Annotated in this window: 17 protein-coding genes; 11 read left to right on the top strand and 6 right to left on the bottom strand. The window is 69.4% G+C overall.

The features are described from left to right. The first annotated feature begins 2 nt into the window (after positions 1–2). Positions 3–728 (top strand): immunity 52 family protein, encoded by a 726-nt coding sequence (locus BO221_RS41670; protein ID WP_073566478.1) that lies wholly within the window; start codon positions 3–5, stop codon positions 726–728. 85 nt (positions 729–813) lie between these two features. Here the strand turns inward: BO221_RS41670 and BO221_RS41675 are convergent, their stop codons facing one another. Continuing rightward, complete coding sequence (locus tag BO221_RS41675; RefSeq protein WP_083682263.1) at positions 814–1,749, bottom strand: DUF2381 family protein; 936 nt, start codon at positions 1,747–1,749, stop codon at positions 814–816. A gap of 1 nt (position 1,750) precedes the next feature. Beyond that, a complete protein-coding gene (locus BO221_RS41680; RefSeq protein ID WP_073566479.1) occupies positions 1,751–3,922 on the bottom strand; it encodes a serine/threonine-protein kinase in 2,172 nt (723 codons plus the stop codon). 383 nt (positions 3,923–4,305) lie between these two features. Here BO221_RS41680 and BO221_RS41685 point away from each other — a divergent pair, with 383 nt between their 5' ends. Beyond that, positions 4,306–5,211 carry a Tox-REase-5 domain-containing protein gene (locus tag BO221_RS41685; protein WP_143195994.1) on the top strand — a complete coding sequence of 302 codons (906 nt, stop codon included), beginning with the start codon at positions 4,306–4,308 and terminating at the stop codon, positions 5,209–5,211. A 3-nt stretch (positions 5,212–5,214) separates the two neighbouring features. Beyond that, positions 5,215–5,946 (top strand): Imm52 family immunity protein, encoded by a 732-nt coding sequence (locus BO221_RS41690; RefSeq protein WP_073566481.1) that lies wholly within the window; start codon positions 5,215–5,217, stop codon positions 5,944–5,946. Positions 5,947–5,975: 29 nt separating this feature from the next. On the opposite strand, the gene BO221_RS41695 is transcribed toward BO221_RS41690, so the two are convergent. After that, on the bottom strand, positions 5,976–6,917 hold the full coding sequence (locus BO221_RS41695; protein WP_369865989.1) for an L-threonylcarbamoyladenylate synthase: 942 nt from the start codon (positions 6,915–6,917) through the stop codon (positions 5,976–5,978). 65 nt (positions 6,918–6,982) lie between these two features. On the opposite strand from BO221_RS41695, the gene BO221_RS41700 reads away from it, so the two are divergent. From BO221_RS41700 to BO221_RS41720, 5 genes are read left to right on the top strand one after another with little or no spacing between them, the layout of a single operon-like run. Then, positions 6,983–8,392 carry a TIGR01777 family oxidoreductase gene (locus BO221_RS41700; protein ID WP_073566483.1) on the top strand — a complete coding sequence of 470 codons (1,410 nt, stop codon included), beginning with the start codon at positions 6,983–6,985 and terminating at the stop codon, positions 8,390–8,392. Between the two features lie 14 nt (positions 8,393–8,406). Next, positions 8,407–9,342: an ABC transporter ATP-binding protein gene (locus tag BO221_RS57485; protein WP_073566484.1), complete on the top strand. Its 936-nt coding sequence runs from the start codon at positions 8,407–8,409 to the stop codon at positions 9,340–9,342. Next, positions 9,339–10,064, top strand: a complete 726-nt coding sequence (locus BO221_RS41710) for an ABC transporter permease (RefSeq protein ID WP_233166495.1) — start codon at positions 9,339–9,341, stop codon at positions 10,062–10,064. The genes BO221_RS57485 and BO221_RS41710 overlap by 4 nt, the downstream gene beginning before the upstream one ends. Beyond that, positions 10,061–11,863 (top strand): Gldg family protein, encoded by a 1,803-nt coding sequence (locus BO221_RS41715; protein ID WP_073566485.1) that lies wholly within the window; start codon positions 10,061–10,063, stop codon positions 11,861–11,863. Before BO221_RS41710 ends, BO221_RS41715 begins: the two co-directional genes overlap by 4 nt. Beyond that, the gene (locus BO221_RS41720) at positions 11,860–12,798 is read left to right on the top strand and encodes a hypothetical protein (protein ID WP_073566486.1); all 939 of its coding nucleotides are present in this window, start codon (positions 11,860–11,862) and stop codon (positions 12,796–12,798) included. The genes BO221_RS41715 and BO221_RS41720 overlap by 4 nt, the downstream gene beginning before the upstream one ends. On the opposite strand, the gene BO221_RS41725 is transcribed toward BO221_RS41720, so the two are convergent. The 3 genes from BO221_RS41725 to BO221_RS41735 form a co-directional block, all read right to left on the bottom strand. Continuing rightward, positions 12,799–13,536, bottom strand: a complete 738-nt coding sequence (locus tag BO221_RS41725; protein WP_073566487.1) for a MerR family transcriptional regulator — start codon at positions 13,534–13,536, stop codon at positions 12,799–12,801. A gap of 123 nt (positions 13,537–13,659) precedes the next feature. Then, entirely contained in the window at positions 13,660–14,064 is a 405-nt protein-coding gene (locus BO221_RS41730; protein ID WP_073566488.1) for a response regulator, read from the bottom strand. After that, positions 14,061–15,380 carry a HAMP domain-containing sensor histidine kinase gene (locus BO221_RS41735; protein ID WP_233166496.1) on the bottom strand — a complete coding sequence of 440 codons (1,320 nt, stop codon included), beginning with the start codon at positions 15,378–15,380 and terminating at the stop codon, positions 14,061–14,063. The genes BO221_RS41730 and BO221_RS41735 overlap by 4 nt, the downstream gene beginning before the upstream one ends. Positions 15,381–15,604: 224 nt before the next feature. Between BO221_RS41735 and BO221_RS41740 the strand changes: the two genes are divergently transcribed. The 3 genes from BO221_RS41740 to BO221_RS41750 are packed head-to-tail and all read left to right on the top strand — an operon-like array spanning position 15,605 to position 18,590. After that, positions 15,605–17,113, top strand: coding sequence for an FAD-dependent oxidoreductase (locus BO221_RS41740; protein ID WP_073566489.1), 1,509 nt, complete (start codon positions 15,605–15,607; stop codon positions 17,111–17,113). 30 nt (positions 17,114–17,143) lie between these two features. Next, on the top strand, positions 17,144–17,860 hold the full coding sequence (locus BO221_RS41745; protein ID WP_233166497.1) for a TIGR02269 family lipoprotein: 717 nt from the start codon (positions 17,144–17,146) through the stop codon (positions 17,858–17,860). Between the two features lie 4 nt (positions 17,861–17,864). Continuing rightward, on the top strand, positions 17,865–18,590 hold the full coding sequence (locus BO221_RS41750) for a double-CXXCG motif protein (RefSeq protein ID WP_073566490.1): 726 nt from the start codon (positions 17,865–17,867) through the stop codon (positions 18,588–18,590). The last annotated feature ends 22 nt before the right edge of the window (positions 18,591–18,612 follow it).

The following is an 18,612-nucleotide window of genomic DNA, read 5'->3' on the forward strand; positions in this document are numbered from 1 at the left end:
TCATGAGAGAGACCTATTACGCGGGTATCTACTGGGGGGGCCGCAAGGACTCCGCCGAGGAGTGTGCCCGACGGGCGGAGGCGTTCTTCCACCTGCTGTCGCGTTGTGACCCCATCTACACCCGCTGGTTCGAGAAGGCCGACTCGCGCAAGAAGGCGCTCCAACTCCAGTTCGAGCCCACCGCCGACACCTTCGTGCGCTTCTTCAAGAGCAGGAAGTACCAGGAGGGACGGGATGGTTTCTTGCTCGGGTTCTGGACGGGGCACGAGCAGGGACACGGGGGGCAGGTCACCTTGTGCTGTGGTTCAGCGGCCGAGTTGATGCCGAACAACTGCCTCCTCTACCTGCCGAAGGAGGAGCCGGAGAGGGAGCGCGTGCTCCAGGCGGACGTGCTCGCCAGGGTGCTGCGCGCCATGGTGCTGGCCTGGGAACCGGACTGGGGGGTCATCACCTCCGACAATTTGCGGAACAGCTTGTCCCAGACGAGCAGGTCCGGGACCTTCATGGGTTGGTGGACGTACTTTTCTCGCCGCCGGGGGGAGGTGCCGCCTCTGCCGGAGCCGGTGCGGGTGCAGCCGGTGGAGGACCAGGGCACGCTCGTCCTGCTCACACCCGAGCGCCTCACCGCCTCCAATCCCGAGCACCTCGCCCTGGGCCGATATGTCCAGGAGGTGCTGCTCGCGAAGGGCCTGCTGGAGCCTGTCGTTTCCAGGCGGCCGGCCACCTGAGACGGCTCCCACGCTCGTTGCCAGACACCTACAGGGGCACGGCGGGCCTGTTGCTACCGCTTCGAGGGCCGAGACGGGCGGGCACTCAGGGGAAGGTCACGCCGCGCACGGTGAGGGGGCGCGCTCCGCCCGCCTCGCCCAGCTTCAGGAGGAAGGAGCCTTGCGATTGCTCCTCCGTGGCCTCCGCCTCCACGACGAGATACACCAGGGCTTCTGGTCCGAGGGGCTTGGACTGCCATACCCGCACCACCCGCAGCCGGACGCCTTCGGGGCTCACGAGCTCCGCGGCCTCCAGGCCCTCGGCCGTCCAGAGCCGCGCGCCCGTGTTCTTCAGCTCCAGCTCCACTGCCACCCTCCCTCTCTTCCTGGCCCGGTAGCTGTGTGCTTCGGTGATTCGGATCGTCTCGCCGGGACGTTGGGTGATGTCTTTCGTGACTCTCCGCGCCATGACGCCCTCGCCGTTTCCCACCAACCCGGCCTCGAACAGATCCGTGAGGTCCACGGGGCGCGGTCCTTCCGGGCGGGTGCGCTCCTGCTCCAGCGCGGCCTCGCACCGCTCGGACCGTTCACGCTGCTGCCGGGACTCCTGCCAGTGCGACTCGCACGAGCGCGTGTTGCGATACACCCTCACGTGATGCTCGGCCCGGGTGGCGTGCGGTATCAGCCGGAAGGTGACACTCCCGGGGATCCGGGCGTCCGCGAAGTGCACCACGAGCGCCAGCGGCTCGTCCTCTGGCAGTGCTTCCGAGGGGAGCAGTGTCACCATGCCCAACTCCCCGTTCACAGCCACCCCCACCCTTCCTCCCTCCACCATGACACCGCCGGGTCGCAAGGGGGCGTCGGAGAACACCAGCGTGGTGGGCTGGCCGGGACTGATGCGCACCAGGTGCTGCTCCCCGGCGTTTTCCGCCGTCAGCTCCAGGTAGCGCGCGCCCGAGGTGTCCCACCCCTCGGGGCGGGGCGAGGCAGGCGTGGATGTGAGGACCGCGAGCAGCAGCGGGGCGGTGAGCAGGGTGGACACTCTATCGGTCCTCGTACCGCCACGCCGCCCCGAAGCGAGTCACGGGATGGAGACCTCCAGTGCTCAAGATGACGGCGGTGTCCTGGCCACTGCCCTCCCACTTCTCCCAGCCCCACTCCCCATCGGAGAACAGCTCCAGGCACACCGGATAGGACTGGCCCTCGGGCGTGTGGGCCTGGGTGAATCGGCCCTGCACGCGCTCGCCGAAGACCGCCTCACCGGAGAACAGGGTGCCCTCCGGCAACCTGCCCCAATAGCCAGTGGTGTTCGTGATCGCCAGCCGCCACGTCACCGGGCCCGGCCGCACGGTGACGAGCCTGTCGGCGTTTCGAATGAACACCCTCCCCGAGGAGCCCGCGTACAGGAGGCCCAGTTCCTTCATGGCCTGCTGAGCACCGGGGGGGCACTCGGCGGGCGGCGGGAGCGGGGGCGTGGGCAGCACCCGGGCCGTGGTGGCGGGGCTGGGACACCCGCTGGCCAGGGCGCAGCCGAGCACGGCCGCGCCCACCTTGGTGGCCGTGGAGCCCGTCTGCTTCGGGGGAGGGGAGGCTTTGGCTGGAGTCTTCACGCGCGTCTCTTGGGGCAGCGTCGCACGGGCGACGGGCGCGGGGGTTGCCGCCCCGTGGGGCGCCGCGCCACCGTCACCTTCTGGCTGCTTCCACGGGGGGGCCATTTCCTTGCCTTCCCACTTCTGGGCGATAGGAAAGAACTCCGGCAGTAGGCTGGCGCGAGGTGTCCCCAGCGGTGGGGTGGAGTGCACGGAGGCACTTGGCGACGGGCGCACGGCGAGCCACAGACCCAGGCCCAACACGAGCACCGAACTGGTGGCCAGCAGCACCCGGCGCGTGCGTGCGGCGGACAGAGCCACCTCCTGGATGGGCCGGGCCGAGGGGGGCGCTGCCGGAGCCTCGTGCGCCGCTCGCGGCGCTCCGGGAGTGGCGAGCGGCACGGACTGCTGCGCGGCCTCCTGGGACACGGCCATTTCGGGTATCACCTCGGATGGCACCTGCGGCGCGGTGAGCGGCACGGACGGCTCCCAGAACGCCGCGCCTACGGCGGGAGCCTCTGGCGGCGGCGTTGGCGAGAGCAGGGTGGACACCTCGTCGGGCGCACGTGGCCTGCCGCGCACCGGCAACCGGGCGTAGGCGGCCCGCCGCTCGTAGATCGCCATCACGTCCGCCCCCCGCCCCATGCCGCGCTCGAGCAGGGTGGTGGCGTGGTGCGGCCCCCACGCCTCGCACAGCGGCACCTGCCACGCCTCGTCCGCCTGCTTCAGCGCTTGCGAAATGGCCGAGTCCACCGCGAGCGCGTCCGCGTATCCCTCCTCCGGATGTTTGCGCAGCATGCGCCAGCACACCTCGCCCAGCGCCCGCGGCACGCGGGGGTTGTGCTCGTGCGGTACCGGCGGCTCCTCGTGCAGGACGGCGTGCACCAGCTCGCCCTCGCCGCCCTGGAAGGGCAGCCTGCCCGTGAGTGAGAGGTAGAGCTCCACGCCGAGCGCCCACACGTCATCGCCCGGACAGGCACGCGAGCCCTCCAGGCCACGCCAGACGCGCCACACCCGGGGGCTGAGGTAGGGCCAGGTGCCCGGGGGGAAGGCCCCCGTCACCGGAGGGGCGCCCTCGTAGGTGGCCACGCCGAAGTCCACCAGCACCACGCGGCCCTCGCCGTACACCAGCAGGTTGGCGCCCTTGACGTCGCGGTGCACCACGCCGGCCGCGTGCACCACCGACAGCTGGCGTGCCCCCTGGCCGAACAGCTGCGCCACCTCGAGGGCACAGGGGTTGTTGACGCGCGTCCACACGTGCAGCGGCAGCCCGCGCACCAGCGGCATGACGAGGAAGAGGTAGAGGGGAGCGTGCGCGGGCCACACGCCCTCGTCCACCAGGGGCAGGCCTCCGGCGTGGCTGAGCTTCCGCATGACATCGCGCTCGCGCCAGGCCCAGCGCGCCGAGCGCGGCAGGAAGAGGAACTTCACCGCGTACTGGCAGCCCTGGCGCGAGGCACGGAACACGGTGCCCTGGCCGCCGGTGCCCAGCCTCGCTTCCAGCGTGTAGCCGGCCACCTCCAGGCCCGGCTGTGGCCGCCACGACGAGGACTCGTCCTGAAGAGGCTTCACCGCCCCTGGCCGCCGCTGCTCATGCCCACCGCTCCGCGTGCTGGCCTCGCTCATGCGCACCACCTCCGAGGTGGGCCAGCCTACAGGACTGCGGAAGGCGTGTGCGGGTACATACGATGGGGATTTGATCACGGCCGTCCCAATCCCGTCCGCGCGGTGGGCATGCTCCACCGGTGAACGCCGCTGGGGATGGGCTTGACTGGTAGACGTCTATTGGTCGGATGGGTGAATGTGTGTTTGCGTGTTTTGGCGAGTAGACGTCTACCAGTGCCCCGGTGGTAGACGTCTACCAGCGCAAGGCGCACGGACCTGTTTCACCGCGCTGGGGCTACGGAGGCGCCGCCACTCGCTCGCTGTTTGTCGCGGACGGGGGCTCCGCCGAGAAGGTCAGCCTGGGCGCGTACGCCTGGGAGGCGGTTCTTCCTGGGAGGCCTTTCATGCGCCTGCATTCACCCTGCGCTCACCCTGACGGCGGTGGGATGCGCTTCAGCCGCGTGGTGCTGACGTTGGCCTTGCTGGTGCTGGGAGGGTGCGCCAGGGGCGCGCCTTTGGCCGGACTGCTCGTCAGCCCACGCTCGCACCGCCCGGCGTCAGCCATCTCCACCCAGGCGCGCCCGCCCGGGCCCGTGGACGACTCCGTCCGAACGGCCGTAGCGCCTGGAGACCCCTCCTCGACCGATGAGGACGACGACCCGGAGGACGACGTCGAGGAGGGGCCTGATGCCTCGGTTCTGATGGCGGACGCACCCGGGGACGAGTCCGGCTCGCGGGTGCGTCGCTCGGTGCGAGAGGAGGACGAGCCGCTGGAGGACGGAGGCGAGGACTCCGTGGGTTGGAGGGATGGCGTGGGGGAGGGACGCCCCTGGCCGGTGCCTTTCAGTGTGGACCACTTCCAGGGCCTGCTGGTGCAGGTGGGCGTGTCTCCCGAGGTGTTGCCGGAAGACGGGAGCACTCTGTCGCCCGAGCAGGCGGTGCAGCGGATGTCGCCGCGCTCACGTGCCTTTCAGCACCAGGTGACGAAGTCTCCAGCGGGCTGGGTGTACCGCGTGTGGCGCAACGGCGAGAAGGCCGACTTCGATGGCTTCGACCTGGAGCAACGCCTCCTGAAGGAGACCAAGGGTCTGGGCTACGACAAGCACTTCAAAGCGAATCTCGAACCCAAGGATTACTTCAGAGGAGCAAAACGGCTCGTCAAGCAAGCGCAAAGGCAGTACCGGGTTGCTGGCGGAGTTTCCATCCGCTGGCATGTGGCGGAACCCCGTATGGTCGACATCCTCAAGAAGTTGTTCAAGGCGAACGATGTTGTAGGTATTGATGTGGTCTACACACCACCATCGCTCTGAGTCATGTCCACTCCCAGCTCCTACTATGCAGGCGTCTACTGGCCGGCCCGCCGTGAATCTGCTGAAGAGTGTGCCCGGCGTGCGGAACGCTTCTTCTCGCTCCTGTCCCGCTGTGATCCCATCTATACACGCTGGTTCGAACAGGCCGACTCACGCAAAAAGGCGCTCCAACTCCAATTCGAGCCCACCTATGAAGCCTTTGTTCGCTTTTTTGGAATGAGGAAATACAGGGATGGACCGCACGGCTTCAGTTTCTCCGCTTGGACGGGAAGTGAAGAGGGTCGTGGCGGCATGCTCATGGTGTTCTGTGGTTCTGCGTTCGAGGGCCAATCAAACAAATGTCTTCTCTATCTCCCGAGTAGCGAGCCGGAAAGGGAACGCGTACTCCGTGCGCCTGTGCTGAAAGATGTAATACGTGCCATGGTGCTGGCGTGGGAGCCGGATTGGGGCGTCATCACTCCCGATGATCTGCGGGATGCATTGTCTGAGAAAGGTATTGCCGGCACTTTCATGGGGTGGTTGACGTACTTCTCACGCAATCGTGGTGAAATCCCTCTCCTGCCGGACCCGGTGAGCTGCGAGCCGATGGAGGAGCAAGGTTCTCTCGTCGTACTCAGCCCTGAACGCATCACCACGGCCAATTCCGAGCACGTTGATCTGGCTCGTCGTATCCAAGGCATATTGTTGGTGAATGGGCTGCTCAAGCCTGTTGTTCCTGAGCGCCCATCAAGCTGATCCACTGGCCAGCAAATGCCCTATTTGGGTCATCCCCCAGCGGGCCGTGGCGCGGCGGCGCGGGACAGGCGGTCCCTCACGGCGATGCCCAGGCCCTCGGCGCGCGGGAGGCACGCCACCAGGACGTCATGGCCCTGCTCGTCCGCCTCGCGCAGCCGCGTATAGAGGGCACGCGCCGCTCCGGCCGGGTCCTCCGGTACGTCGTAGCGGGGCACCCCCGGGGGCAGCGAGAGGCCCGGAGGTCCCAGCACGCCCACGTTGTGTCCCCGGGCGCGCAAGGACGTCACCCGGGACATCACCTCCGCGGGCTCGGAGAGCACCACCCCCGCCCGGGGCGCGTAGTGCGAGGCGAGGCTCCCCGAGACGCGCACCGTGGCCGAGGTCCTCACCGGCACCTTGCGCCCCAGGACGCGCTCGAGCTCCTCCACCGCCAGGCCTCCGGGGCGCAGCACCGCCGGCTCCTTGCCGCTCAAATCGATGATGGTGGACTCCACCCCCACCGTGCACGGGCCTCCATCGAGGATGAGGTCCACCTCGTCCCCCAGGTCCGCCCGCACGTGCTCCGCCGTGGTGGGGCTCACCCGGCCGAAACGGTTGGCGCTCGGCGCGGCCACCCCTCCGCCCAGGGCGTCCAGCACCGCCAGGGCCACGGGGTGGTTCGGCACACGCAGGGCCACCGTGTCCTGCCCTCCCGTCACCGCGTCCGTGGCGCGCGCCGTGCGCGGCAGCACCAGCGTCAGGGGTCCTGGCCAGAAGGCCTCGGCGAGACGCCAGGCCTCTTCGGGGACGTGGCGAGCCCACGAGGGCAGCTCCGAGGCCCGGGCCACATGGACGATGAGAGGGTGGGTGGCGGGCCGCCCCTTGATGGCGAAGACGCGGCGCACGGCCAGCTCGTCCTCGCAATTGGCCGCCAATCCGTAGACTGTCTCCGTGGGCAGGGCGATGACGCCGCCGCGCCGGAGGGTTTCCACTGCCCGAGTGAGGATGTCCGAGGTAAGCATGCCTGTCGGGCGCAATCTGGCTCCCGGAGGGGACCATGGGCAAGTCACAGGTGTTCGAGGCGCGCAGCCAGATGCCGGCCGGCGCCGGTGAAGTGTTCGCCTGGCATGCCCGCGAGGGGGCATTCCAGCGCCTGACGCCCCCCTGGGAGCCTGTCGAGGTGGTGGAGCGCCAGGGAGACGGCATTCGCGAGGGCACCCGGGTGGTGCTGCGGATGAAGATGGGGCCGGTGGCCCTGCCCTGGGTGGCGAGGCACACCCGTTACATCCCCGGCTCGCTCTTCCAGGACGAGCAGGTGTCGGGGCCCTTCGCGAAGTGGGTGCACACCCACCGCATGTGGGACGAGCCCGCGGGCGGCGGTGTGCTGGAGGACGAGGTGGAGTACGCGCTGCCGGTGGGTGCGCTCGGGCGGGTGGTGGGCGGGGGCTACGCGCGGCAGCGGCTGGAGCGGATATTCGCCTACCGTCACGCGGTGACGCGGGAGGACCTGCGGCGCCATGCGGCCTTCGCCGGACAGCCGCCGCTGACGGTGGCGGTGAGTGGCGCGTCGGGACTGGTGGGCAGTGCGCTGATGCCCTTCCTCACGACGGGGGGCCACCGGGTGCGGCGGCTGGTGCGAGGCCGGCCCGAGGCCGGGGACATCGCCTGGGCGCCAGGCAAGGGCGAGATGGACATGGTGGCGCTGGAGGGCGTGGACGCGGTGGTGCACCTGGCCGGAGCGCCCATCGCCGAGGGCCGCTGGACGGAGGAGCGCAAGGCCCTCATCCGCCGCAGCCGCGTGGAGGGCACCCGGGTGCTGTGCGAGTCGCTCGCGCGGCTGGCGCGTCCGCCCAAGGTGCTGGTGAGCATGTCGGCCATGGGTTTCTACGGCCACCGGGGCGACGAGGTGCTCACCGAGTCCAGCCCGCCCGGAGAGGGTTTCCTCGCGGGAGTGACGCGCGAGTGGGAGGCGGCCACCGCCCCGGCGGAGCAGGCCGGCATCCGCGTGGTGCACCTGCGCCTGGGCGTGGTGTTGGCCTCGGGGGGAGGCGCGCTGGCGAAGATGCTGCCCGCCTTCCAGGCCGGAGCCGGCGGCCGCATCGGGGATGGGCGGCAGTGGATGAGCTGGGTGTCGCTGGAGGACGTGCTGGGCCTCATCCATTTCGCGCTGTTCACCCCGGGCCTGCGCGGGCCCGTCAACGCGGTGGCGCCCCAGGCCGTGCGCCAGGAGGACTTCGCCCGGACCCTGGGCCACGTGCTCTCCCGGCCGGCGGTGATGCCACTGCCCACCGCCGCGGTGCGGGCCGCCTTCGGAGAGATGGGCGAGGAGACGCTCCTGCTCAGCTCCCACGTCCGCCCGGAGGTGGCCGAGCGCCAGGGCTTCACCTTCCTCCATCCCACGCTGGAGCAGGCCCTGCGCTTCACGCTCGGCAAGACGCGCGAGGGGCCGCGCTTCCGCCACGGCTGACGGAGAACGGCCCGATGATCCACGTCGAGGGGCTGACCCGGTACTACGGTGGCCACGCGGCCATCCGCGGCCTCTCCTTCGAAGTCCAACGGGGTGAGGTCATCGGCTTCCTGGGCCTCAATGGCGCGGGGAAGACGACCACCTTGAAGATCCTCGGGTGCGTGCTGCTGCCCACCTCGGGGCGGGCCGTCGTCGATGGCCATGACGTGGTGAGCCACCCGCACGAGGTGCGCCAGCGCATCGGCTTCCTCCCGGACACGCCTCCGCTCTACGACGAGATGGGGGTGGGGGAGTTCCTCGCCTTCGTGGCGAGGCTTCGCGGTGTGCCCTCGCGCGAGGTGTCCGCCCGTGTCACCGAGGCCGAGGAGAAGACGGGCCTGCGCGACGTGGACGACGCGCCCATTTCCTCGCTGAGCCATGGCTACCGGCAGCGCGTGGGGGTGGCACAGGCGCTCGTCCACCGGCCGGCGCTGCTCCTGCTCGACGAGCCGGGCAGTGGGTTGGATCCCCGGCAGATGGTGGAGATGCGCACGCTCATCCAGGGGCTGCGCGGGGCGGAGCACACGGTGCTCGTCTCCAGCCACCTGCTGCCGGAGATCAGCCAGACGTGTGATCGGCTCCTGGTCATCAAGGACGGGGAGCTCGTGGCCCAGGGCACCGAGGCGGAGCTGGGCCAGCGGCTGGGCAGCGGAGGCTTCATCGAGGTGGAGGTGCGGGGAGGGCGGGAGCGGGTGCTGGCGGCGCTCGCGGGGGTGGGGCCGGTGCGCGTGATGGGCGAGGCGGAGGGCGTGGTGACGCTCCGGGTGGAGGCTCCGGCGGACCTGCGGCCGGGCGTGGCGCGGGCGGTGGTGGGCGCGGGCCTGGAGTTGCTCCGGCTGGACCGGGGGACGGAGAAGCTCGAATCGCTCTTCCTGCGGCTCACCCGGGGCGGAGACGAGGCCGCGCCATGATGCGGACGCTGCTCATCGCGCGCCGGGAGCTCGCGGCCTACCTGCGCACCTTCCAGGGCTACATCATCATCGCCATGGTGCTGGCGGTGGATGGCCTGCTCTTCAACGCCTTCGCGCTGGGCGGGGTGAGCAAGCGCTCCTCGGAGGTGCTCTCGCTCTTCTTCCAGTTCTCCAGCGGGACCACGATGGTGGCCTCGGTCTTCATCTCCATGCGGCTGCTGGCCGAGGAGAGGCAGGCGGGGACGTTGCTGCTGCTGTACTCCTCGCCGGTGAAGGACCACGAGATCGTCCTGGGCAAGTTCCTCTCGGCGCTGGCCTTCCTGGCGCTGATGACGCTGGCCACGGTGTTCATGCCGCTGCTGGTGATGGTGCACGGCAAGCTGTCCCTGGGCCACATCGCCGCCGGCTACCTGGGGCTGCTGCTGCTGGGCAGTGCGTCCCTGGCCATCGGCACGTTCGGCTCGGCGCTGGCGCGCAACCAGGTGCTGGCCGCCGTGCTCTCCGGGTGCATGCTGGTGGCGTTGCTGACGTGCTGGTTGCTGGCGCGCATCACCGAGCAGCCGCTCTCGGACGTCTTCAGCGCGCTGGCGCTGTGGAACCAGCACTTCCAGCCCTTCCAGGCGGGCGTGGTGCACGTGCGCGACATCGTCTACTACCTGTCCGTCACCTACGTGGCCCTCTTCGCCGCCACGCGCGTCCTCGAGGCGCGGAGGTGGCGATGACGCTCCGGCCCAACCCCTGGGTGTCCGTGCTGTACGGCCTGGGTCTGCTGACCGTGTTCCTCGGCGAGCGCGTGGTGGGCGCGGGGACGCAGCGGCTCGTGCTGAGTGGGATGGGACTCACGCTGGTGGGGCTCGCGGTGGCGTGGCGCGGGAGGAGGGTGGCGCGGGCCCATGGCGAGTGGCGGGTGCTGGAGCGCTGGCAGCTCGGCCTCTTCCTGCTGGGCGGGCTCGGCCTGGCGCTCTACTTCCTCCGGCCGGGCGAGCGGGGCGCCATGGCGGTGGTATTGGGGGCGCTCTTCCCCGCGCTGCTGACCACCACGCTGTTGCCGCTCGTGCTGGTGGAGCTGGCGGCGGCGGCCATGAGCCGGGCGCCGGTGCTGCAACTGGGGCGGGTGCGTGCCGCGCTCTACTCGGGGCTGGGGCTGGCCTTCGCGCTCGTCTTCGCCTTCTCGGCGACCTATGTGGCCACGCGAGCGGACGTCTCGTGGGACCTGGCGTACTTCCGCACGGCCCGGCCGGGCGCCGCCACGCGCCTGCTGACGCGCCAGATTCCCGAGCCGGTGCGCGTGACGCTCTTCTTCCCACCGGCCAACGATGTGAGGCAGGCCCTGGAGCAGTACTTCCGGGAGCTGGCGCGGGAGTCCGGGTACCTCGAGGTGGAGGTGCTGGACCAGGCGGTGGCGCGGGCCCGGGCGAAGGAGCTGGGCGTGGGGGAGAACGGCACGGTGGTGTTCAGCCGGGGTGCTCGTCACGAGCGGCTGAAGGTGCCGCTGGAGCTGGATCGCGCCCGGGTGCAGTTGCAGCGCCTGGACGAGGACGTGTACCGGCGGTTGCGCGTGGTGTCGCGTCCCCGGCGGGTGCTGTACCTCACGGCGGGGCAGGGCGAGCGGGGTCTGCAACCGCAGCCGGCCACGGCGCTGGAGAAGGCGCGGCCCGGCCTGTCGCAGCTCGAGGAGTGGCTGCGCGTGCTGAACGTGGAGGTGCGCACGTTGGGCATGGCCGAGGGGCTGGGGAAGGAGGTGCCTCGCGGCGCGGCGGTGGTGGCGGTGGTGGGGCCCGAGCGGGACTTCTCCCCGGAAGCGCTCGCCACGCTGCGCCGGTACGTGGAGCGCGGCGGCAGGCTGTGGCTCGCGCTGGAGCCGGACGGGCCCGGCCTCGAGCCGCTGCTGGAGCCGCTGGGGTTGAAGCTGCTGCGCGTCCCGCTTGCCAACGAGCTGCGCTACCTGCGGATGAGCCACCAGCAGAGCGATCGAGGCAACCTGGTGACGGCGAGCTTCTCCTCGCACGCCTCGGTCGGGACCCTGGCCTCGTTGGGCAGCGACGCGGCCATCGTCTTCGCCGGCGCTGCGGCCCTGGAGCCGGTGCCGCCCCTGCCCAAGGGGGTGACGCACGATGTCTCCGTGCGAGCGCCCGCGGAGACGTTCCAGGACACCAACCATGACTTCGCCCCGGACCAGGGAGAGCCACGAGGCTCCTGGCCCCTGGTGGTGGCGGTGCAGAAGGCCGGTGTCTCGGGTGCCTCGCCCGCGCGCGTGGTGGTCATGGGGGACTCGGACGTGATGACCGATTCGGGCCCCCGCTCCTATGGCAACCCCTACCTGTTGATGGACACGGTGCTCTGGCTGCTCGGCGAGGAGGAACTGGCGGGGGTGCTGTCCAACGAGGAGGACGTGCCCCTGCAGCACACGCGGCAGCAGGACGTCGTGTGGTTCTATTCGGCCGTCTTCGTGGCGCCCGCGTTGGTGCTGGGCGCGGGCTTCCTCGTGACGCGGCGCCGGAGACGGAGGGGAGCGCGATGAGGGCGCGGGGCGTGGTGCTCCAGGGCGTGCTGGCGGTGGCGGGACTGGCCGCGGCCTTCTTCGTCTGGCAGCGCGAGCCGGTGGGCGCTCCCGGTGAGGTAGTGGTGCTGGACGCGCCGGAGCGGGCGCTGGAGCGCGTGCGTTACGAGGACGCGTCCGTCCAGGTGGAGTTGTTCCGCGAAGGTCAGGGAGACGGCGCGCTGTGGCTGCGGCTGGGGGCGAAGCGGGAGCTGCGCGCCAACGAGACGGCGGAGCAGCTCTTCGTCCGCTTCGCGCCGTTACGGGCCACGCGGAGCCTGGGCGTACTGGAAGCGGAGAAGCTGGCCGAGGTGGGGTTGAAGGACAGCCCCCGGAAGCTGGTGGTGAAGCTGGCCAGCGGGGAGCACGCCTTCTCCCTGGCCGCCCCGTCGATTGGCTGGGGCAGCCCGTACCTGCGGCGCGAGACGGACGGGCACGTCTTCCTCCTCTCGCCCTCGTTGCTGCCCGACCTGGAGAATGCCGCCCACCGGCTGGTGGACCGGACCCTGCACACCTTTGGCGCCAGCGGCTACGACACCCTCACCGTCACCGTGGGGAGCACCTCACGCACCTTCCTCGTCCGTGCGCGGGCGCAGCGGCCGGCGGAGTTCCTGCCCCGGGATGCGCCGGACACGCCGGACGAGACGGCCCGCAGGTGGCACGAGCGCGTGTGGCTGCTCGCGCCAGCGCAGGCGGACTTCCTCGGACGGGGAGAGGTGCCTCCCGGAGGTGAGCCCCGGGAGGCCTTCCGCGTGGAGTACCGACGGGGAGACCAGCGCGTGGGCCAGCTCATCGTGGGACGCGGCGCGGGCGGCGAGTTCTACGCACGCACCGAGTACACCGCTGGCTGGGCGAAGCTGCCCCCCTGGGCGGACTCCATCGTCCTGGAAGCGGAGAAGGTGGCCCGGGGGCACTGACTACTCGGGCTTCTTCAGCGCGGCCATGGCGCGGCCCACGTACTCCATGAGCCGCGGGTCCATTCCGGCCTTGGCGCTCATGCCGGGCTCCTGCTGGTACATGGTGTTCAGCGACTTCTCGATGCCGGGGTTGCCACCGGTGAAGGCCTGGATGAGCTCCCGCCAGCGCCGGGCGAGCTTCTGGACGGGCTCGCTGGCCGGGTCGGTGCCCTTCTCCATCTCCGCCTGCACCTGGGCGATCAGCCGGGGCCACTCCTCCTGGACCTGGCGGATGGCGTCCTCGCCCAGGGCCTGGCGGCGCGCCTCGAGCTCCTTCAATTGCTCCGGGGTGTAGTACTTCTCGAACATGGTCATGACCTCGATGGTTTGAACGAGTTGATCGACGGAGGGTGTCTCCGCCGAGCGGAGCTGCGTGGCGAGCGACTCCAGACGCCGGCACAGCTCCTGTTGGACGGCGAGCTGCTCGCGAGCCTTCGCGAGGTGCAGCTCGAGCACCCGGACGGGCGAATAGTCGGGCTCGTCGATGCAGCGCTTGATCTCCTCCAGCGCGAAGCCGAGCTGGCGGAGGGACAGGATGCGCTGCAGCCGGGCGACATCCTCCGGGGTGTAGAGCCGGTAGCCGGACGCCGTGCGCAGCGATGGCGAGAGCAGGCCCAGCTCGTCGTAGTGGTGCAGGGTACGGATGGACAGCCCGGTCCGCCGGGCGAGCTCGCCTACCTTCAGGGGTTCGGGCTGCATGGTGCACGCTCCTTTCGGCCACACCGGTGTGTGGCTACGAGGATGGGTACACCCTCACGTCGCGTGAGGCTCAAGAGGGAAGATCAGAGCCTGTCCGCCCAACGGCCGGGTGGGCGCGAGCGGCTACGCGGCGGCCACGGCGGCCAGCACGCGCTGCACCTCGCGCACCAGCGCGTCTGGCAGGCACGGCTTGGTGACGTAGGCATCGCAGCCGGCGTCATGGGCCTCGCGCGAATGCCCGTCCAGGGCGTGGCCGGTGAGGGCCACCACGGGGATGGAGCGCGTGCGGGCGTCACTCTTGAGACGGCGCGTGGCCTCCCAGCCATCCAGCACCGGCAGGGACAGGTCCATGAGGATGACGTCCGGGTGCAACGCGAAGGCCTTCTCCACGGCCTCCAGCCCGTTGCGCGCCTCGGCCACGCGGTAGCCGGAGTACTCGAGGTACTCCGCGTACATCTCGCGGGCATCCTGGTAGTCATCGACGATCAGGACGAGGGGCGCGGTGTCGTTGAGAGCTGGGCTGTTCATGTCCGCCTCGTGCGTCGGGGAAGATGCAGCGTGAACGTCGAGCCCTGGGCCACGGCGCTCTTGAGGGAGATGCGCCCGTCGAGCATGGCCGCCAGCCGCCGGCAGATGGAGAGCCCCAGGCCCGTTCCGCCATAGGCCCGCGTGGGCGAACTGTCCACCTGCTGGAAGTCCTCCCAGATCTTCTCCTGGTGGATGGGATCGATCCCGATGCCCGTGTCCTCCACGGAGATGTGCAGCGTGGCGGTGGCTACCTCGTACGAGGCCAGCACCTTGACCGAGCCCTCGTGGGTGAACTTCAGGGCGTTGGACAGGAGGTTGACGACGATCTGCTTCACCTTCTGACGATCGCTGTACACCGGGGGCAGGTTGGGATCCAACGCCGCGCTCACCGCCAGCTTGGAGCGCGCGATGATCGGATCCAACTCGGCCATGACCTCCTGGATGAGCTCGGGCAGGCGGAACTCGGACAGGTGCAGCGGCATCCGGCCGGCCTCGATGCGGGTGATGTCGAGGATCTCGTTGATGATCTCCAGCAGGTGGCGGCCGTTGGAGTCGATGCGGGTGAGGCTGCGGCGCTGGGGCGCGGCGAGCTCGCCGTTGACGCCCTGGAGCAGCATGTTGGTGTAGCCGAGGATGGCGTTGAGCGGCGTGCGCAGCTCATGGGACATGTTGGCGAGGAACTGCGACTTGGCGGCACTGGCCTGCTCGAGCTGGATGGCCTGGCGGCGCAGCAGCTCGTTCTGCGTGGCCAGCTCCTCGGTGGCGGCGTTCACCCGGGCGGCCAGCTCGGTGGAGGCCTCCTCGAGCCGCGCGAGCTGACGGCCCTTGTAGAGGCGGGTGAGGTGGACGCCCAGGTGGCCGGCGAGCCACGGCGCGTCGGGGGAGAGCACCGGCTCGGGCGCGGCGATCAGTATCAGCCCGGGGGCAGGCGTGCCCGCGATGGCCCGGCCGAGTGACAGGGTGAAGAGGCCCTGGCTCGACAGCGGCAGCTCCGGGGGCAGCTGGCCGGGATGGAACCAGCGGGGCTCGCTCCACTGGAGCGCTTCCACCAGCGGGTGCTTCGCGTCATGCAGGGCGAGCGTGAAGCCCTCGGGCGTGGGCAGGCCGTTCCAGGCGATGGGCACCAGACAATGCGAATCCGACTCGTCGGGTGCGAGGCACAGCACCTGGCTCAGCTGCGCGTGGTGGACGAGCCACGCGACCGCGGCCTCGGCGCAGATCCTGGCATCCTCGCATCCGAGCAGCAGCTCGGCGAAGGCGAGTCGCGCCTCGGGGCCGGGCGCGGACGGCGACGGCAGGGCGGCGGTAGATGGCAAGAGGCGGCGCTCCGGTGTCCTCATGATACGGGTCGAAGAAGTTACTACCCAGTAGAGCAGAGGATCCCCAGAGGTGTGAGTCCGCTGCCCTCAATGGCCAACACCGCCACGACCCGGGTGTTGGTTCTTGCACATCCCAAGGCTTCAGTGGAGGACAGGCAGGCAGGCGTGGGCGCCCGGCTGCTCGCCCTACCGGCCCCCGGGCTCGTTCCTAGCCTAGGGACATGGTGGAAGAGCGCACGCACAAGTCGTTGTGGACGGTGTCGGCCCCGGCGCGGCGCTACCCGTCGATGCAGGGGGACCTCGAGGTGGACGTGGTGGTGATTGGCGGTGGCATCGCCGGTCTCACCACGGCGTACCTGCTCAAGCAGGAGGGCAAGAAGGTGGCCCTCGTGGAGATGCACCGGCTGCTGACGGGACAGACGGGGCAGACGACGGCGCACCTCACCGAGTTGCTGGACACGCCCTACACCACGCTGGCCTCGGACTTCGGGGAGAAGGGCGCGCGGATGGCGGCCGGGTCCACGCGCGCGGCCATCGAGCAGATCGCCGGGCTGGTGGATCGGCTGCGGATTTCCTGTGGCTTCCAGCGGCTGCCCGGGTACCGCTACGCGGAGACGGAGCGGGAAGCGCGCGAGTTGGAGCGCGAGGCGGTCGCGGCGCGGCAGGCGGGGTTGATGTGCGCGCTGACGGAAGAGGTGCCGCTGCCATACCCGGTGAAGCTGGCGCTGCGCGTGGAGGATCAGGCGCAGTTCCACCCGCGCGAGTACCTGCTGGCGCTCGCCGAGGGGATCCAAGGGGACGGCAGCTACATCTTCGAGGAGACGCAGGTAACGGAGCTGTACGAGGGGGTGCCATGCCGGGTGCACACCCCGCGAGGCATCATCACCTGCCGGGACGTGGTGGAGGCGACGACGACACCGCTCAACCGCGTCTTCCTGCACACGAAGCTGTATCCGTACCGGACGTACTCGGTGGCGGGGCGGCTCGAGGGCCCGTTGGAGGCCGGGCTCTATTTCGACAGCCAGAATCCGTACCACTACATCCGCACGCATCGGGTGGAGGGCGTGGACTACGTCATCGTCGGGGGCGAGGACCACAAGGTGGGCTCGGAAGAGGACACGGACCGCCACTACGAGGCGTTGGAGGAGTACACGCGGCGGCGCTTCCCGGTGACGCGGATGGAATACCGTTGGTCGGGCCAGGTCATCGAGCCAGCGGATGGGTTGGCGTACATCGGGCGCAACAGCAACTCGCGGCATGTGTGGGTGGCCACGGGCTTCTCGGGCACGGGCATGACGTTCGGGACGCTGTCGGGGATGATTCTGACGGACCTCATCATGGGGAGGCAGAACCCGTACTCGGCGCTGTATGACGCCACGAGGGTGAAGCCGAAGGCGGGGGCGAAGGACTTCATCCAGGAGAACGCGGAGGTGGCCTTCCGCTTCGTGGCGGACCGGCTGGCGAAGCCGGAAGCCCACGGCCTGTCCGAGGTGGCGCCTGGGGAAGGCCGCATCGTGGAGGTGGAGGGGAAGAAGGTGGCGGTGTTCCGCGAGGAGGGTGGGGCGGTGCACGCGGTGAGCCCGGTATGCACGCACATGGGGTGTCACGTGCACTGGAACAAGGGCGAGCGCTCGTGGGACTGCCCCTGCCATGGGGCTCGCTACAGCCCGACGGGCGAGGTGCTCAACGGCCCGGCCGTGAAGCCGCTGCCGTCGAAGAAGATCCGCTGAGTTCGGGTTGCGGCCCGTAACATGGGCCGCATGAGTTCCCTGGACTTCAGGACGGGATTCGCGCTCCTCTGCTTGTTGCTGAGCGCTTGTGTCACCTCGGCGCCCGCCGAGCGTGAGGACGTCGAGGCGCCCGAGGTCGTTTCCTCCTCATGGGACGAGGCGCGCGCGGACCCGACGTGCGTGGTGCCGCTATGCGAAGAGGATCGCTGCGCCATCTGGCGCTGCCATGACGTAGCGGAGGGAGATGACTCCCCCGTGCTCCTGGCACAGGTGGTGGTGCCGCAGACTGGGACGGGGCTTCCCATGCCCCTGGGGCCGGGCCCCAGCGCAAGCCGCTGGTGGGGACACCCGCTGGCCGTGCCCCACTCCTTTGAGCCTGTTTTCGAAATCCCCTGGCACAACTGGAAGGCCCGGGAGTTGAACTCGCGCAAGCTCTACTTGAGCCGGTGCCTCATCGCGCGGGAGCCCTTCGAGAAGCACCACATCTTTCCTCAACAGAAAGAACTGGCTGAATGGTTTGATAGCAAGGGCATCAACATCCATGCCTTTACCATTCGCTTGCCCAAGAGCTTCCACCATTGGCTGCACAGTGGCGGACCCAAAGGTGGACAATGGAATGAAGCGTGGCGGCAGTTCATGAGAAGGAACCGCAATACTGCCAAGGCGGAGGACATGTGGCGGTTCGCGGGCGAGCTCATGGCACGGTTCGGCGTGAACGGGCCACTCGTGCCCTACTACTGCGATTGAGCATATGGCGAGCAAACGTACGCAATACTTCACCATCGACGAAGACAGGTCCGCGAGTTACACGGGCTTCGTTGACGCCGCACACAAGTGGAAGCTCCCGGGCGTCCACTGCCCAGCCTGTGATGCCACTTGGGGGGCTGGTTTCTCGTACCCCTGCGTGGATCTGAGCCCGGTGTCCGCCCTGGCCGACTTCGAAAAGGCTCGGCCCGAGTCTATCGAGGAGTATGAACGGCTATGTGCGTTGGTACGTCCCTTGTTGCCTGCTGGTGCGTTGTTGGAACCAGGTACGACCTTCGGTCCATCCATCGGCAAGGCGCAGGGCCGCTTCGGGCAGTTCGTCATGAACTACTCCTGGATATTGATGGTGCAGCGCGAGGCGCTGGAGAAGCTCCAGGCGGAAGAACTCCAAGGGCTCAAGGGCTGCCGTGCCGAGTTGCGCTTCCGCCAGCGCAACTCGCCCGAGTTGTTCGAGCTGGAAATCCTCCCCAAGGGCCGTCTGCACCGGGATTGCCATCCTCCCGATTACCAGCCGCCCTGCTCACGCTGTGGCCGGAGTTTTGTTCCACTGCCCGATGACCTCCTGCTGGACGCCGTCACCCTTCCAAAGGACCTGGACTTGTTCCGGCTGGAGGACTTCTCCCAGGTGATCGTCTGCACGAAGCGGTTCGTTGATGTCAGCAAGCGCCTGAGATTGGACGGAGTGGTCTTCCAGCCCCTGCTGGTGAAGTAGGAGATGCCGCAGCCCCTCGCGG

This window comes from Archangium sp. Cb G35 (assembly GCF_001896145.1).
GTDB classification, from domain to species: Bacteria; Myxococcota; Myxococcia; order Myxococcales; family Myxococcaceae; genus Archangium; species Archangium violaceum.